This window comes from Blautia sp. XA-2221 (assembly GCF_028767025.1).
In the GTDB taxonomy this organism is placed as follows: domain Bacteria; phylum Bacillota; class Clostridia; order Lachnospirales; family Lachnospiraceae; genus Blautia_A.
The window spans coordinates 85,238-102,234 of the sequence record NZ_JAJQXX010000009.1 but is presented as its reverse complement, the minus strand read 5'-3'; the positions used below and the strand labels follow the sequence as shown (position 1 = coordinate 102,234).

15 protein-coding genes are annotated in these 16,997 nt (G+C 44.1%); all 15 read right to left on the bottom strand.

Going from position 1 to position 16,997, the window contains the following annotated elements; genetic code table 11:
* Positions 1-84 precede the first annotated feature (84 nt).
* The 15 genes from LU279_RS09150 to LU279_RS09080 all read right to left on the bottom strand — a co-directional run bounded on the left by LU279_RS09150 (position 85) and on the right by LU279_RS09080 (position 16,956).
* Positions 85-1,185, bottom strand: coding sequence for a zinc ribbon domain-containing protein (locus tag LU279_RS09150; protein ID WP_274422238.1), 1,101 nt, complete (start codon positions 1,183-1,185; stop codon positions 85-87).
* 218 nt (positions 1,186-1,403) lie between these two features.
* Positions 1,404-2,447: a M15 family metallopeptidase gene (locus tag LU279_RS09145; RefSeq protein ID WP_274422237.1), complete on the bottom strand. Its 1,044-nt coding sequence runs from the start codon at positions 2,445-2,447 to the stop codon at positions 1,404-1,406.
* A 23-nt stretch (positions 2,448-2,470) separates the two neighbouring features.
* Complete coding sequence (locus tag LU279_RS09140; RefSeq protein WP_274422236.1) at positions 2,471-2,605, bottom strand: hypothetical protein; 135 nt, start codon at positions 2,603-2,605, stop codon at positions 2,471-2,473.
* Positions 2,606-2,658: 53 nt separating this feature from the next.
* The gene (locus LU279_RS09135) at positions 2,659-4,692 is read right to left on the bottom strand and encodes a protein kinase domain-containing protein (RefSeq protein WP_274422235.1); all 2,034 of its coding nucleotides are present in this window, start codon (positions 4,690-4,692) and stop codon (positions 2,659-2,661) included.
* Between the two features lie 13 nt (positions 4,693-4,705).
* Positions 4,706-6,448, bottom strand: coding sequence for a tetratricopeptide repeat protein (locus LU279_RS09130; RefSeq protein WP_274422234.1), 1,743 nt, complete (start codon positions 6,446-6,448; stop codon positions 4,706-4,708).
* A 6-nt stretch (positions 6,449-6,454) separates the two neighbouring features.
* Positions 6,455-7,753, bottom strand: coding sequence for an FHA domain-containing protein (locus tag LU279_RS09125; protein WP_274422233.1), 1,299 nt, complete (start codon positions 7,751-7,753; stop codon positions 6,455-6,457).
* Positions 7,754-7,769: 16 nt separating this feature from the next.
* A complete protein-coding gene (locus tag LU279_RS09120) occupies positions 7,770-9,059 on the bottom strand; it encodes a WG repeat-containing protein (protein WP_274422232.1) in 1,290 nt (429 codons plus the stop codon).
* Positions 9,060-9,068: 9 nt separating this feature from the next.
* On the bottom strand, positions 9,069-9,629 hold the full coding sequence (locus LU279_RS09115; protein ID WP_147599915.1) for a prepilin peptidase: 561 nt from the start codon (positions 9,627-9,629) through the stop codon (positions 9,069-9,071).
* A gap of 12 nt (positions 9,630-9,641) precedes the next feature.
* The gene (locus LU279_RS09110; RefSeq protein ID WP_274422231.1) at positions 9,642-10,352 is read right to left on the bottom strand and encodes a TadE/TadG family type IV pilus assembly protein; all 711 of its coding nucleotides are present in this window, start codon (positions 10,350-10,352) and stop codon (positions 9,642-9,644) included.
* 12 nt (positions 10,353-10,364) lie between these two features.
* A complete protein-coding gene (locus LU279_RS09105; protein ID WP_274422230.1) occupies positions 10,365-12,914 on the bottom strand; it encodes a DUF5702 domain-containing protein in 2,550 nt (849 codons plus the stop codon).
* A 24-nt stretch (positions 12,915-12,938) separates the two neighbouring features.
* A complete protein-coding gene (locus tag LU279_RS09100; protein WP_147599918.1) occupies positions 12,939-13,631 on the bottom strand; it encodes a pilus assembly protein in 693 nt (230 codons plus the stop codon).
* A gap of 10 nt (positions 13,632-13,641) precedes the next feature.
* A complete protein-coding gene (locus tag LU279_RS09095; protein WP_202020376.1) occupies positions 13,642-13,869 on the bottom strand; it encodes a Flp1 family type IVb pilin in 228 nt (75 codons plus the stop codon).
* A gap of 59 nt (positions 13,870-13,928) precedes the next feature.
* Complete coding sequence (locus LU279_RS09090; protein ID WP_147599919.1) at positions 13,929-14,795, bottom strand: type II secretion system F family protein; 867 nt, start codon at positions 14,793-14,795, stop codon at positions 13,929-13,931.
* An 11-nt stretch (positions 14,796-14,806) separates the two neighbouring features.
* On the bottom strand, positions 14,807-15,718 hold the full coding sequence (locus LU279_RS09085) for a type II secretion system F family protein (RefSeq protein ID WP_274422229.1): 912 nt from the start codon (positions 15,716-15,718) through the stop codon (positions 14,807-14,809).
* An 8-nt stretch (positions 15,719-15,726) separates the two neighbouring features.
* Entirely contained in the window at positions 15,727-16,956 is a 1,230-nt protein-coding gene (locus LU279_RS09080; RefSeq protein ID WP_274422250.1) for a CpaF family protein, read from the bottom strand.
* Positions 16,957-16,997: the final 41 nt, after the last annotated feature.

Here is a 16,997-nt window from a genome sequence, read left to right as displayed (position 1 = left end):
CAAAAAAATACCTGCCGGAACTTTGATGATCTCTTTCATCTGTCCGGCGGGTATTTTTATTTTTTAGAACCAGCAGTTTTTTATTTATTTTCCATAAATCATAATTTCTGTAATACAGGTATCCTCAGCAGTTCCTGTGTCTACATCATCGATTTTCAGCATAACAGAGTCTGCTGTCACAGGAGAATCAGCTTTTACCCACTCTACTTTTTTATCACCGTCAAAGGTCACCTGCCCGGAACTGCCGCCTGCTGTAATGGTTACTGTTTTGGGCTTTGAGCTTTCAGAATAATGCGGATCATCCGTCCAGTTGCCCAGCTTAAATCCCAGATACTGGATATGATATGTATCGTCCAGTCCAAAGCTTACACTCTCTCCTTTACCCGGTCCTTCTATTCCCTCCTGCCAGTATGTATTGTCTTTTTTGTCAAACAGCAGCATAGGACTGTGGTCTTCATCAGACTGAGAAAAAACAGAGGTTGCATTTGCAGTGATCACTTCTGCCTCTCTCAGGGAGGTAAGATCCGGTCCCGCTGTTTCTAATAGAAAAGCTCCTCCTGAAGCACTGTTCTGTTCAAAAGTATATCCTTCACTTTCTGATACATTCGTTTCCGAATCTTCCATCTCTGACTCCTGTGAAAGAGCCACTGAGATATCGTCTTTACTTTCTATATTTTCATATTTTTCTGTTTCTTCACTTGGCGAAGCAGTCTTTTTATCTGAGCTTTCATTTTTTATCTCCGCTACTGCCTCCCCTATTTTAACAGTGGGTTCTAGTGTTTCCTGTTCAGAGGGCTTCAGGATTTTCCACGCCAGGATTCCTGTAGCAGCCACAACGACCACTCCTATCGTTCCTCCTACAAGCCACTTTATCCACCGCTTTCCCGTTTTCTCCTCGTCCGCCCTTTCCTGATATCCCAGATCCCCCGGATATCCCTGTGTTCCTGAATATTTCAGAAACTCTGAGTCCCACGGGCAGGAAGTTTCATCCGAATATTGTAGATCTTCTGATCTTTTATTTTTATTACTTCCCGGTTCCCACAAGGGGGCATTTGTTCCTGATCCTTCCGGTCCATCACTGTATGGAACTTCAGGCATTTCTTCATCGTTTCCCAGCTTAACACCGCACTTAGGACAATATACAGAATTGCTTTGTGTCTCTGCTCCGCATTTCTTACAGTACATTTTCTCCCTCCAGTCAAAATTTTCTATTTCAGTCTGCCATCTTCCTTTTTTGGTGTATATTATCTTCTATTTATAAAATTCATCTTATTCTTTGAAAAATACCGTTCTTATTCTTATATATAACAAACTGTACCTGCAATATATGACACCTTTTGCGGGAATTTTTATAGTCTTCATGCAATACGGAAAACCCCCGTTCCAATACCAACATAATTTTGTCAGGATTCTTTTTCAAAATGCTGATAATCTACCGGATTACTCCATAAACCACCCCAGCTGAATCCATATTTTGCAAAGATATTATAACACACATCATTTTCGACGATCACATGAGGATCTCCGCAGGTGCGGTCAACATAGGGAGAAGCATTTTCGTGGCTCCACTGAAGCTGTCCCTGGGAGTTCCACACATAAGGATTCTGCTGTGGATTAATGTCAATGGCTCTTCCATAGGCATGATTGGACAAATTTCCTCCCCCTGTGATCTGGCGGTAACAAAACGCAGACGTATTGTTATTGTCAATGGAATTGCTGTCAGAAGAATCCCCGTCTCCTGTCCAGAAGTCATCGATCAGACGCATGGACTGAATTTCATACCCCACTGCAAATAATTCCTGAAAAACACTGAGTACATCATTGCTGATCGCAGCGTTTACGATCATTTCGCCTACCTGCACTTCATGGTTAAAATTATAATGGAGCATTTTCAGGTATCTGAGATCCTGAAGCCCTATGTTTTCATTTTCATAATACGATTTTCCGTAGATTCTGTTATATACAGCGTCTCCTTCTGAAATCTCATACGCCTTAAAAAACATATTTTCATTGCCCTGGATCTGAAAACTGTCAATAATCTGCCCCGGAGAAAGCTGATCAACAGAAAGCGCCGGACGAGCCGGAGGACCGATCATTGCATTTTCTTCTTCCTGTGGATTCTGTACAGCTTCACCCTGAACTCGGTCATTCTTTTTATAATCTGCAATTTCCTGTTCCTGAGCCAGAACCTTTTCATTCAGATTCTGGATTTCCTCTTTCATCTGACTGATGGTTTCTGATATTTCAGTCTCTGTTTTTTCTGCTGCCTGTCTGTTCTTTTGCAGTTCTTTTTTCATTCCCACAAAGGAATAGCACAGAAGTCCCATTACAAGGAACATACAGACCATACCTATAAAAAGCAGAACCCACAATGTATTTCCTGATTTATGACTGTTTTCTTGTTTCATTAACTGTTCTACCTGTTTTCTTCTGTTGTCATTTTTCATATGCAGATGCTCTCTCCCTGCTGCTAAATCTCATTTTCAATTTCACTAAGCAGCTTTTTTCTCTGTTTTTCAAACATTCCGGGCAGAATACAAAGAAGAATCATACATACTACCATTCCCACAATTCCGCCGACCATCATTACAATGCCTGCTCCCATTTTTGTTCCTCCCAACTTCTTATAACAGAGTTCTGTTTTCTGATTTTGTGTTTTCAGCTACTGAACCAGCCGTTGGCAGCCGCCTGGTCATACATCAGCTTCAGCCTTTCCATTTCCATATCGTTTACATTATTTTCAAGCTGCTGCTGATAAAGCTTCTCCGCTTTTTCATAATATTCTTTAAACAATCCATAGCTCCGCTGATTTACATCCACCGCCTGCTGTTTTGACGCTTCCAAAAAAGCCATAGCTTTATAAGTACGGTAATTCTCTCCGTACTCCTCAAGCATCTCTTTCAGAAGCGCAGAAGCCTCGTCATGTTTTCCCATATTCTGATAGAGAACAACCAGATTATAATCTGTATCGTAACTTCCCATTCCCTGCTTCTGGATCTGTTTTAGCACCTCAACTGCCTTTGTATAGTAAGAAGTGTCTCCTGTGTCATTTCCCATGTCACTGTATACCTGTCCCAGAGTCTCAAGAACGCCTATATTGTATTCTGCAGGAAGTTCCTTCCGCGCCTTTTCAAGAAGCTGTATCTTCTCATCATAACCGCCTACGCCATCCTCCAACGCATCAATACACTTACATGTCATAATACAGGCGCGCATTTTCACATAGTCATCCTGGACCTTTTCCATACAGGTCAGAAAAATTTCTTTTGCACCCTGAAAATCCTGAGCATTATACAAAATTTCTCCCTGTACATAATCAATTTCCACGGAATCAAGGCACTGACTTCTGGCTGTATCAAGTGCCTTCTGAGCCTTGTCCAGATCTCCGGCATAGGCAAGAGCAATGGCATAATCGCGGTAATAATCACTGTTGTCCGGCTTGATCTCTATGGCTTTTTCATAGCATTTTGCGGCATTTTCATAATCCTCCTGCTTTTCATAGGAATTTCCAAGAAGATAGTACACATTATTTAAAGCTTCTGCACCCACTTCAATTTCCGGATTGGACAGGATCTTTTCATTGATAAAATTAATGTTATCTCCATACTGTCTCTGCTGGTTCAAAGCCAGGGCTTTCTGATAGTAAGCATCCAGCCTTTCCGGCATAAGACCAGCTGCTTTCTGATAATAGGATTCAAAATTCTCAAATTCTCCGGATGTCACACACTGAGATTCCAGCCGTACAAGTTCCTCATACTGTTTTCTCCGGTCCACATCTCTGCGGAAATATCCGTTCACAGTAAGCACGGCACTGACCGCCATAAAGGCGATCACCAGTATATAAATTCCTTTTTGCTTTTTGCAAAGCTCCCGGTATCGTCTGTCCTTTTTTTCAATACCTCTCAGATCGCCCAGAAGCGCCTCTGCCGACTGATAACGTTTTTCCGGTCTGGGCTCCAGGCATTTCATAATAATATGGGCAAATACCTGGTTGATGCGGATTCCACGGCTGCGAATGTCTTCCACATACCCATTTTCATCCTGAGAAGGCTTTTTCCCTGTCATAAGGTGATAAAGAACTGCTCCCAAACTGTAAATATCCGCTCTTCTGTCAATGGTCTTCCAAAGGGAATGATCCAGCTCATTCTGATTATAACGCAACGCCTCTATCTGTTCCGGAGGCGCATATCCATTGGTATATCCGGTCACCCAGGCAGTATCTCCATCCAGGCTTGCCGATATATTAAAATCAATAAGGCAGATATTCCCATCAGGTTTCAGCATAATATTTCCCGGCTTCAGATCGCTGTGAATAATGGGTGGCTTCTGGCTGTGCAGGTAACTTAAAGTGGCACAGATCTGTCTTGCCCAGATAATCACTGATTTTTCTTTAAACTCTGTACCTGCATCCAGATATTCCCGGAAAGAATTTCCCGGAATATAGTCCATTACTGTGTATACATCTCCGTCTGCCTCCAGGAAATCAAACACCTGGGGCAGACAGGGATGGTGGAGATTTTTCAGTACATCTGCCTCCGCACGATTATTCAGAACATCCTTGACCTCTGCCCGGATTTTTTTCAGTACAACATATTTTTTCAGATTTTTATGGTATGCCTTATAAACCTCTCCGCTGTTTCCGGCGCCGATTTTTTCTATAATTTCATAGGTATCTGATATGTGCTTCAGCATTCTGTCCTCTCCCTTATTTTCCGCATGTAGTATTGTCTGTGACACTGAAGTTCATGCTTCCTGTTCCAGGCTGCATTCCTGCATTTACCACAACAAGATCCTGTACTCCCGGCTCTTTTCCTGCAAGTCCGCCTGAAAGTGGATTTGGTACTGCTGCCATATCCTGAACCGGATTGTTTACAAGGTCCATTCCTGAAAGTACATCTGCGCTTTCGGATACCCAGGAGCCGCTCATTCCTGCGCCGGAAAGAGCGCTGATAAATCCGTCCTTTCCGCCTTCCTGCGGGGAAGATATGGTTCCGTTTATCAGTGAAGCGGAGGCTGACATATTAAGGCTTCCATCAGCTCCCATGGTATAAATCGCTGCCACTGTTTTGGCTCCGGGATTTCCGTCTCCTGTATTCATTCCAAAATAATAGCCGGCCATTCCGATATCGAACCCTGATCCGTTTTCTCTGATAAAGCAGGTCTGTGTTCCACCGTATGTAACGCCTTCCACAGCCTTTCCAAAGCATTCCTCAAAAGAAACAGAAGAAACCATGGACGCTGTTCCGCCAGCTGCTGTATAGATGTCCAGAACAAGCTGTCCGTTTCTGACAGAGATCACCAGCAGTTCCGGCATTCCATCACCGTTAAAATCCCGTTTCTCTGCTCCAAGTGTTCCGCTGGCTGCCGCCATACCGGATTCATCCCCGTAAGTATAGGAAGCCGGTGTACTGAGAGATGACCGCGGACTTTCTGCAAGAAACTGGGCGGCAAAGGCATCCAGAATCTGATCCGGTGTATTTTCCGGGACAGGCACATTCTGTTCTGTCTGGCCCTCCTGCTCTGCCGGAGGTATCTCTTCATTGTTCTGATCTGCCGGGGGAACCATCGGTTCTTCCGGATAATCCGGAACTGCCGGCGGTATTCCCATATCTCCGGAAGGATCTTCAGTGGATTCCGGAGCAGGTTCCGGCTGAAGTTCCGGGTTGGATGGCATAACTGTAGCTTCCGGACTTATTTCAGGAATTACTGTGGATTCTTCTTCCTGATCCTCTTCCGGTATTGCAGTGGGCTCAGGAATAGGAGTTTCCTCCGGCGTTACAGTGGGCTCAGGAGCAGGAGTTTCCTCCGGCATTACTGTTGGCTCGGGAACAGGGGTTTTCTCCGGTGTTACCTCCTGTTCAGGTGCAGGTGTCGTTTCCTCTTTATCCTCTTTTTTGCCTGGCTTTTTCGCAGGCTTTGGTGTAGGTGTTACATAATCATTGATGTATATATGTATATCGTTAAAAACATTGATCACATCTTCTGACATATCAGCCGGCATCTGGTTTCCGCTGTCCTGATAAAGCTGCTCTGTCTGCTTATAAACGGTTTCGTACATATTCATCTTGTTTTTCCAGCCATCCGGATTGGAATTTAGCTTGGCCACAGGCATATTTTCCAGGTTTTTGTTTGTCTGTTTCAGCATCTTCAAAGCCTTTTCAGGCTTTTTCATTTTATTGTATGTATCTGCCAGTTTAATCGTTGCATCCGGTGATTTTTCATCAATTTTCAGCGCTTCCTGAAAAGTAAACTCTGCCTTTTCATAATCGCCGGATTCCAGATATTTATCTCCAAGCTCCAGCTTTTTCTGAAGCTGTCCTGCCGTTGTATTTTCAGGGTTCATAAAAATGATCACAACTGCAACTATAAGCGCACAGACCGCTCCCACGATCACAGGAATCAGGATTTTGGGATCTGGCTTTGATATTTTCTTTTTTATCTCTTTCATTATCTGTCACTCTCCCTTTCGGAAAATAAACTCTTCGTCAGAAAGTCTGATCCTGTCTTCTTCCTGAAGCTTTTTAGGGTGTCCGGGCATTACACGGATTCCATTCAGATATGTATAATTACTGGAATCCATATCTTCAATATAATACTCTCCATCCCGAAACCGGATCACACAATGCTCTCTGCTGATGGTTGGGTTATTTCGGACACAGATATCAGACATCAATGCCCTTTTTCCAATTTTACAGTTTTCCGTTGTCACGGAAAAAATCTCCCGGGTATTCATGCGGATAAGCTTCGCCAAAATTTTCTGCGGCTGTTTTAAAAGTACGGTTTCGCTGTCTCCGTCGTCACGTAACAGTACCGTTTCCGAGTCATCATCAGAAAGGCTCTGCTCCGGCACAGGTTCTGCAGACATCTGCACCGGGTCCGGAATCTGTGAAGCACTTTTCTGTTCCCAGGGTTTGGACCATTCTGACTGTTCCAGGGATTTCTGATTTTCCAAATCACCCCAGGAATTTACAGCTTCCGGCTGATCCCAGCGATCCTGCTTTTCTTCTCCATTCCATGAACCTCTATACGGAAATTCGTTCTGAGTTTCTGCTTCTTTCCATATATCTTTTTCAGGAGTATCCTTTCCTATCTGCCCTGAAATTCCACTCTCCTGCCACTCTGCATTTCCCTGATCCACCTCCTGCCTGTCATAAACCAGTTCCTCAGGTATGGGCGGTGCCGGAATATTTTCCGGTTCTCTGTTTTTCTCAGTAGATTTTCTTCTCCACCAGCTGCTTTTGCTCTCTACTGGTTTCTCTATAAAAAGCTCTCCCGGCATATCCCCCATTGGCTCCGGCGGTATCAGCGGAAGAGGAGATTCGGATGCTTTACCAAAGCTTTTCCCTGCATTAGTATGAAAAGCCTTTTCTGTATCTGCCTTCACAGGAATACAGATCAGCTTTATCTCTCCTGTAGATACCACCACATATATATACTGCTTTTCTGTGAGTATTTCCTCCTGTGGAATTCCTTTTCTTCGCACTTCTTTTACGGCAGCCTCTATCTTTCTGTCTGTTTCCATCTGTTCATCTTTCGTTTGTCCGTCTGTCCATGCCATCATATTGATCATCCCGGCTATGTCATAAACAAAGGTATATCCGTCATTTTCTTTTTTCATAAAAACCGGAAGCAGATATTTACTTACTGCTCCGCTGCTGATCACATCCCAGACCTCTGTATCAAGAATTTCATTCTTCTTTGAAACATAGCTGAATGCTGTATGTCCGTCTGCAAAATCATAGATAAATTCCATCTTTTTCCCTCCTATTTTAATAAATATCAAGTTGGATCAGCTTCCATTTTCCATTTTCTTTTACAGGAGCAGCCCCTTCTTTATTAAAGGTTTTTGCTCCCTCAAACTGAGGTTCCACCACAAAATCTCCGTTTTCCTTAATAAATCCCCATTTCCCACCTGAGCATACAGGAGCATATCCCAGTTCGGAAAATGCTGAAGCATTTTCAAACATGCACTTTAAAACCTGATCTCCTTTTGAAGAGACAAATCCCCATTTTCCTGCCTGCATAACAGCCGCGGGACCGGATGACAAAAACGGAGAAACCGCATCGTATTCATCACCGATCTGCACGCCTTCACTGTTGATCAGATAATATTTTTCTCCTATTTTTGCAAAAACCACTCCGTTTCTGGAACAAAATCCCCAGTCATCACACACAATATCGTCAAAGCCAAAATCCGTCACTGCCTTAAGTTCCGTATTGATAATGGCCCACTTTTGGCCTTTTTTCAAGGCTGCTAATCCATTTAAAAACGGGGTGGCGCCGTCATATTCAAATTTAGTTACAGGTTGAAAATCCTCATTGAGATATCCCCATTTCCCGTCTTTTTTTGCCGGGATAGCGCCCTGATTGCAGACTCCCAGGAATTCATATTCCTCATCCGGCTGCCGCCTTTTATAATTATTTGTGTCTATGTAATACCACATTCCGTCCTTTTGAACAGGCGCAAATCCATTTTCTCCAAACATGCCCATCTGTTCATACTGAGCGCGGATCACCACGTTCCCCTGAAGATCTGTAATACCGAGATCCTCTCCTGATTTTACCAGCATACAGGAGCCGCAGGCATTGGAAATCTCATCATACTCCTCTCCAATATAGTCAAATCCTCCTGCAAGCGAGTTCAGCTTTGCCCTGAGAGAGCCATTGGATTCCTGCTGCTGGATCTGTGCCTGCAAAAGCGCAATGGCGTCTCCTTTCTGTCCCTTTTCCAGGTAATAATCTGCCAGGATCATTACCGCCTGCTCGCCGTCTCCCTCCAGATTCATAGCCTGTGTACAGGCCTGTATAAATCCGTTTTCATCTCCCAGATTCTTGTAAGCCTCTGCGATCTTCAGATAGATATCCATATTTTCCGGATGGTATTCCAGAGCCTTCTGATAGTTAAGGATCGCGTCATAATAAATTCCCTTTTTCTCATTTTTCTGCGCTTCTGCCAGATAGCTCTGATATTCCGCAGGCTTTTGTACTGCAGATGAAAATGTAGTCCACCATGACAGTCCCAGAAGAGCTGCCACTGCAACAATCATCAATTTTTTCATAACCTCTCCCTAAAATCCAATTATCAAAATCAAGATGGTTCCCACTGAAAAAAACGGCGCCAGCGGAATGGAATCCTTCATGGTCAGTTTTTTTCGCAAAAGCTGCACAATACTGAATATTGCAGACAAGCTGAGACACACCACCAGATCAAACCAGATCAGGGAGCCTCCCAGATACCAGCCGATCACAGCCGCAAGCTTTACATCTCCCATTCCAATGCTCTTTCTTGACAAAAACCAGGCTGCCAGAAAAATCACCAGACCAAGACCAAGGCCGCCAAATGCAGATTTCAGACATTCCTTCCACCATGCAGGCTCTGCTCCGATCTCGCCAATCAGAAGCATGGCTCTTGCCACAAGCATCATAATCAGAAGCTGATTGGGAATCAGTGTTCTTTTTGAATCTATAAATCCCAGAACAACAAGAAAGGCAGACAGGATCAGATATCTCACAGTTTTCAGCCAGTGATATCCGTAAAATGTAAACAGAAACGCCTCTGTTACCACCAGTACCGCAATGATCACAGGCACATATTTTTTCTCTTTTAACAGTTCTTTTAAATACTTCATAAGACTCTCCTTTTACGCTCCTGACCAGACTCTGGTAGACGCGCACACACGGTAATGTCTGGGCGGCAGATCAAAAAAAGGAAAACTGCTTTTTATATCGTAATCCACCACAATTTTCACCTCACTGGAGCCTTCCCTGCACCAGGAGCTGTTATCATATCTGAGATTTGAAACTCCAAGGCTTTCCAGATATGCATCCGTATCTGTGGTTCCCGAGGCAACGGAAAGCTGCTGAAGCACGCAGGATTTTCCCACTGTCCCAACCATATAGGAGGACAGTGCATCCCAGCTCTGAGATTTTACAGAGCTGAGCACTCCGTTAATAAATTCCTTTGGACTGGACACATAGCCCTCTATATTGTCATATATGTCTTTTCCTGCATTTCCCATGCCAACCGCATCATCCACAGTTCCCTGTCCGGATACAAGCTTCTGTGCTGCGTCATCGATCAGAGACAGATTTTCCTGAATTTCTTTCAGGCTGCTGCCAAAACCGGCCGCCTCCTGTCCTGTTCCCTGATATGCGTTCAGAATACCTGTTTTTTCCAGAATATAGCTGTACTGGGCAACCTCCCTGGCAGCCTGATCTGCCGCATACTGTATCAGAAGCTGCGCTCTTGCAAAAGAAACCAGACTGTAAATACTCATAAATGCAAACAAAAATATGGGAATAAAAAGCGTTGCCTCTACGGTTATGGAACCTTTTTGTCTTTCCTTTTTCATCTTCCTCTCCTGTTAATACGCCAGAACACTTCTGTATTTGATCCGCCTTTTTCCATTGTCCGTACTTGCTGACTGTCCCAGAAACTCCGGCACCTTTGGCAAAAACGTAGTGGATGCATCCACCTCTGCCTTTAATGTCACCATGGTATATTTACTGCTCAGTTCCTCTCTGATATTCAGCTGAATGCAGTCCCCTGCACGGGCAACCATCTTGTTTTTTCCTGAATCGTCCATCATGGAGATCAGAAGAAACAGCTTCATGTAATCCTTATAAGTAAACCTGATACGGCAGACATCTTCATCCGGCCAGACAAGAACTGCATTGATGTTTTTGTCCGTACTTGTCAGACTGGCTGTGTCCTGTGCCGCCAGGGTAATTGCGCTGCAGCAGAGATAGCCGTATTTGATGATCGGGTACAGCCATGCCTGCCCGGAAGCGCTGCTGACTGCGCCGGCAATGGCATTTGCAGCAGCATTTTTCTCTTTATCCATAAAAACATACAGCATATCAATGGCAAGCCGGGCTGCATAAAGGCTGGAATAGGCAATGGATTTATTTGTTGCAGTGGAAGCATTTCCATAAAGAATGTATTCAATCTCACCATTTATGATCACATGGTCCTCCAAAAGTGATCTTCCGCTGAGGGATTTATCTTCGGGAACTGTTGTCATGCAGTTAAACATTTCTGATATGTATTCCATCAGATACGCCTGCTCCAGCACGTTGCCTGCAAGGCTGTCCAGACAGGCTGCGAGACTGTCCAGCCATCCCATATTTTCTTTTGCCGCATCCACCGCCGCATTATCGTCTGAAGTATCTGTATTGGGGTTCTGATCTGTATTCCCGCTGGCGTTTACCTTTGCCAGACCGCTGGGGAATCTGTCAGGAAATCCCTCTGCATCCTTTTTCAGATTTCTTTCGTTCCCTACAGCGTTAAGGATTTTATCTTTTGCTTCATTGGCAACCTTTTCCTTCTCTTTTGCTTCTTTCTGATGTTCTTTTCGCTGTTTCCCCTCCTCAGATGTATCGGCTGACTCATCCTTCATATTTTCAAGTGAACTCTGATAAAATAAGCCTGCCTGAGGATTCTGTAATCCGGAGGTCTCAGGAACTCCCACATCTCCCAGAATATTATGGTTTGTCCAGAATCCCTGGATTGCCTCCGACGCCGGGTTCAGCTCAAGCCATGTTCCTTCATTCTCACTGACCTGCTGTTTTTTCAGTGTCTCAGGTATTGTTTTTAACTTTTTTATATTTTCTTTATATACCTTTGCAGCTTCTGTATTTGCTTCAAGCAGAGCAATCTGGTTCTCCAGCTGCTCCTCATTGATTTGTATCTTTTCTCCTTCCTCATCTTCGCCTGGACTTTCCCCTGCATTTATAAGTGATGTGCGGGCATCGTCATATAATGCTCTTTTCTTTTTTACATCCTTCCATTTATCCCTGATCTTTTTCAGCTGCTTTACCGCCTCATTTCCTGCGCTGATAATCGTATCTGCATTCTTTTCCAGACTTTTAATACCATCCTGATATTCTTTTGCAGCCTGGTCATGGCTTCGATTCATCACAGCAATATTGTTTTTTATATTTTTGGAAATGTTGTTATAGGCATTGATCTGCTCTGAGGAAAAGCCATTCTCCTCCGTAATGATCTTTCCTGTCTGCGGCTGAAGCTCAAGAGCCTTTATCCAGCTGTCCAAAGCCAGAAGTGTTATCATCTTTCTGTAGGTGTCTTCCGGAAATGCGGAAGCGCCTTCTGTCAAAACAACAGAATCATCCAGATAATTTCCTATCATCTCATAAGAGATTTCATTGGGCGTATCCGGCGGAAAATTTGCAGTAATCTCTTCATTCAGATACATCTGCAGGGATTTTGCCGCCAGCCAGAACACAGACTTCTGCTGATATGCTGCCACCATCCCCGCAGGGTCGGAATTCTGAATCTGTCCAATAGAAGCAGCCTGTGTATCAATGGCCTCTTTTGCCTTTTTCATTGGATCACTGAGTTCAGACGCCGCCTGTCCGTAATCTGTTTTTGTGTCCACATATATTTTCTGTTTCGTTACATTTTTAAAAGGCAGTTTTTTTAATTTTTCTATAATATCGTCAGCAATATAAACAGGACCGCGAAATTTCATATATTCCACGATCTGCTGGCGCAGAACATTCACGTCTGCAAGGGAAGAGGACGATACCCCTTTTGCCTCAAAGCCATTCTCTGCAAGAGAAACCTGAATCACAGAGCTGAGATCATCACTGTCTGCACGCTTCAGGTACCTGGCGCTGATTGATTCACAGAACATTTTCTTCAGGGCTTCCTGCTCCTGGGGCGAACCGGGATCCTTTGCCATAGCGGTCAGTCCATAAGAATCCTTCAGCATTTTATCATACTGTGCAAGAGCTGCATTCATAGCCAGATCACCGGCTCCTGAAACAACTGTCTTTGACGCAAAAAGGCGGGAAGCATCCACAATAATCCCACTGAACAATAATACCGGTACCAGGATCAGGGTTAAAAACACACAGATCGACCCTCCCTGTTTTCCGCAGAATAACCGCATCTGCTTCCCTCCTCCTTCTGTTTCCTAAAATAAAATATTACTTACCTTGTCAAAGGCCTGACTGAACTTTTCAGCCTGCCCCTCCATTCCCAGCTTTTCTAAAAGAAAGCTGCCCATATCCCAGGCAAGATCAATGTTCCGGACAAAATCCGTAGTATTCATTACCGGCTGGTAGGCTGCCGCATAAATCGTAATGTCATCTCTGACTCCCACAAAGCGCAGGATTCCCGGCGTGGGAATCACATAGCGCAGCTCTGCCCGCACTGATTTACTGAGAAATGAATTTTCCAGCCCTACATAGGCTTCTGTTTTTCCCAGGGAAAACAAAGCGCTGTGCTTTTTCAGTGCTTCCTGATAAGCGGCAGCCCTCTGCTTTGCTTCACTGTCCAGCCCCCAGCGATAAATGTTGGAGGCAGAGCCTTTATAGGAGCTGTAATAGTTTTTTACCTGTGATTCAGTGGGGCCATCCTCCCAGTCAAAATCCACTCTTGTATTTTCCATAGGCTTATCCGGAGTAAACTTATCATACCCCGGATAAGCGGTCTCTCTGGCAAGCTCCATGGCTGCTCTCTCTACCTGAAAGAAAAAATAGCTTTCCTGCATTTTAAACAGCCCAAAATAAATCACTGCCATCACAACGGCAATGGTAATAGGAAAATAAATGGCGGCTTCCACCATAATAGCCCCACGCTGGGTGTTATTGTCCTTTTTTTTCATTGTTTAAAAATCAGAGGCCTGATTCACTCTCTACAAAGCTATCTGCCTGTCCCATTACTTTATCCAGTAACTCTGAAATCTTATCCTTAAAAACAACTGCCAATGCAATCACAACAACAATGATCAGAATAATCGCCACAATCTCCGCTGCGCCTTTTTCCTCTGTCTTAAAATCCTCCCAGAAATTGTGAATACGGGCTTTTGCTCCGATCCACAGCATATCCATTTTTCTCATCATCTCTTATTTCCTCCTTATGTCTGTGTACTCATTTATAATAAACCGGTCTTAGCCGTTTATTATCCCATCTGCTGAAATACCGGAACCAGAATCATGATCAGGATTCCTATAAAAATCAGCATCATAGGAAGAAGAAGTCTGGAATTGGCTTTTTCTCCCTTTTGTTTTACTTCATTTTTCTTTACCTCCCACATTTCATCGGAAAGGTCTTTCAGAAAATAGGCAAGCTCCTCATTTCCTTTTTTCAGGTTCTGGATGACCAGAGAGGCAAACTTCCTGATCTCCTTTACATTGCAGCGTTCTGCAAAATTCCGGTAAGCGTCTGTTTCCATGATGCCGTTTTCGATTTCCATGCTGGTGTTCTGCATTTCCTGATAGAGAGCTCTGTCTCCTGTAACAGACACCCGCTTCCAGGCATCCCGGAGTACCATTCCGGAATTTACCAGAAGCGTCAGCTTTGACAACACCTGAGGAAGGTCAAGCACCAGCTCCTGTCTCCGGGCTGTCAGCTTATCCTGTAAAGACAAATCCAGATAGGCGATTGCCAGTCCTCCCAGTAATAATCCCAGAAGCAACGCCTCCACGCTGGCAGCAAGCACAGCCAGAAGACAGACAAATATCAAAATGGTAAATATGTAAGTGGTTTTTGCTCCCAGCAGAATAAAATAATAATATTCTGCATACCGTTTTCCTTTGATCTCAGAGATCTCCTTGATCTTTGCCTGGGCTCTCCGGCTTTTTGTACTGATATGAAGAATCTCCATCACAGAAAATCCCACGCAGAACAGATCGCTCATCTGAAATTCTCTGGCAAAAGCGCTGTTTGTGTACTGTCTGTATTTTTTTCCTTTTGCTGCTGCCAGAAACAGCCAGATCAAAGCAAAGGGTGTGGTGACAGCCAGCAGTATCAACTGAAATAATTCCACGTTCTCTTCTCCTATATCCGAATATCAACAATTTTTCTTCCCATATAATAGGCTCCTCCAAACAGGGCAAGAGCTGTCAGCTTGATCACCACATTGACAGGAGTGTTCTGCACAATGGACATATCGCCCATTCCACCAAGCATCAGCATCAGAACAACCGGCATCAGAATCATAATGTTCAGGTCGTTTTTGTTTGCAGTGAGAAGGGTTCGTATTTCCATTTCTGTCTCAATTTTTTCATTGATGATCTGTCTTGTCTCTCCCACGACCTTTTTCAGATTTCCTCCGTACCGGTTTGTCACCTCAAAAATAGTGGCAAAGCTTTCAATATCGTCCAGATGACTTCTCAGGGCAAAATTTGACAGCATATCGTCAATATTCTGTCCATTGTACAAACCGCTGACGATGAGCTTCAGCTCATGTACAATATCTGCTTTTTCTCCATATATGGAAATCAGATCCGCACACGCGTCCTGAAAAGCGCCCTGTGTATTTTTGCCTGCTGAATAGGAGGCGGATAGGGATTCCATCATATCCCGGAACTGAAACAGAAGATTCTGCATTCGTTTTTCCTTCAGGTAATTTCTGTATTTTGCGATTCCCGGAACAGCCAGAAGCCCTCCTGCAATAACAGAAAACAGAATACTCCTGAAAAATACCATGCAGACAAAAAATCCTGTTCCAAATCCCATCAGGGCCCCCAGACCTTTTTCCACAGAGTTCATCCGGTACACGTAATAATCATCTGCATGTCCGAAAAGCGCCTTTTCCGGCACATATTTTTTTCTGTGTTTTTTATTTTTTGCTCTTGCCTCTTTTATATGTTTTTCTTTTGCCTGTCCTGTCTTTTTCATTTTTACAGGCTTTTCTTTTATTGCTTTCTTTTTTATTGCTTTCTCTTTTTTTACCTTTTCTTTTTTCATGGCTTCCCCTATATTCTGCTGCTGACTCCCTGAAGTCTCAGTTTATAGTCATTTCTCAGAGGATTTCCGGTTCTTACCAGATGCCCCTCTACTTTTTCCAGTGTGCTTCCCTCTGTTTCTTTAAAAACAAACAGAGGATTCAGCTGAATCTCCCCGTTTTCATATCCAAGGACTTCTGTAATCTCCATGGTGCGTCTGGATTTATCTCTCAGCCTGGATAAGTGGATGATAATATCCAACGCAGAGGAAATCTGCTGACGGATAGCCGGAAGAGGCAGTCCGTCGTTGCCCTGAAGCACCATTGTTTCCAGTCGGCTTAACATATCTCTGGTGGAATTGGCATGGCCGGTAGAAAGAGAACCGTCATGTCCGGTATTCATAGCCTGCAGCATATCAAGTGCCTCTGCTCCGCGTACCTCTCCCACTACGATCCTTTCGGGGCGCATACGAAGAGCAGAGCGGATCAGATCGCGAATGGAAATTTCTCCCCTGCCTGAAGTATTTGCATTTCTTGTTTCCAGGCTTACCAGATTCTCTATATTTTTGATCTGAAGCTCTGCCGAATCTTCAATGGTGATAATACGTTCGTCCCCTGGGATAAAATTGGATAAAGCGTTCAGAAACGTTGTTTTTCCCGAGCCGGTACCTCCACTGATAAAAATGTTATATTTTGCCCGAACCAGCTTCTCCAGAAAAACCGCCGCCTCCCGGGTAAGAGAGCCATATTTTAGCAGCATTTCCACTGTCATAGGCGTTTTTGAAAATTTTCGTATAGTAACTATAGGGCCTGACAGCGAAACCGGAGGAAGTACGACATTGACACGGGAACCGTCCGGAAGTCTGGTATCCACGATCGGATTTGCCTGATTGACTTCCTTCCCTGCCTTTCCTACGATTTTCTGGATAATATCCTCCAGCTGACGCTCATTATCAAATTTTTTGTTCAGACGGTACAGCCGTCCTGCATGTTCCACAAAAATATTGTCCGGGCCATTGATCATCACTTCGGTAATACTGTCGTCTGCCAGAATCTCATCAAGGATTCCAAGACCACGGATGGAACTGAATACCAGTCGTACTACTCGTGATCTCTCCTGTGGTGACAGACTGACATTTCCAAGCTTATGGTCCGCCACATCAGCGATTCTCCGCATCAGCTGTTCGTCTGACGCGCGACTTAAAAGCATGGCGTCTGCCAGAAGGAAACGTTTGATTTCAAGCACAAGCCGACTTATCATTTCCTCTGAAAGCATACTCTCACCTCATATATTTTATTTTT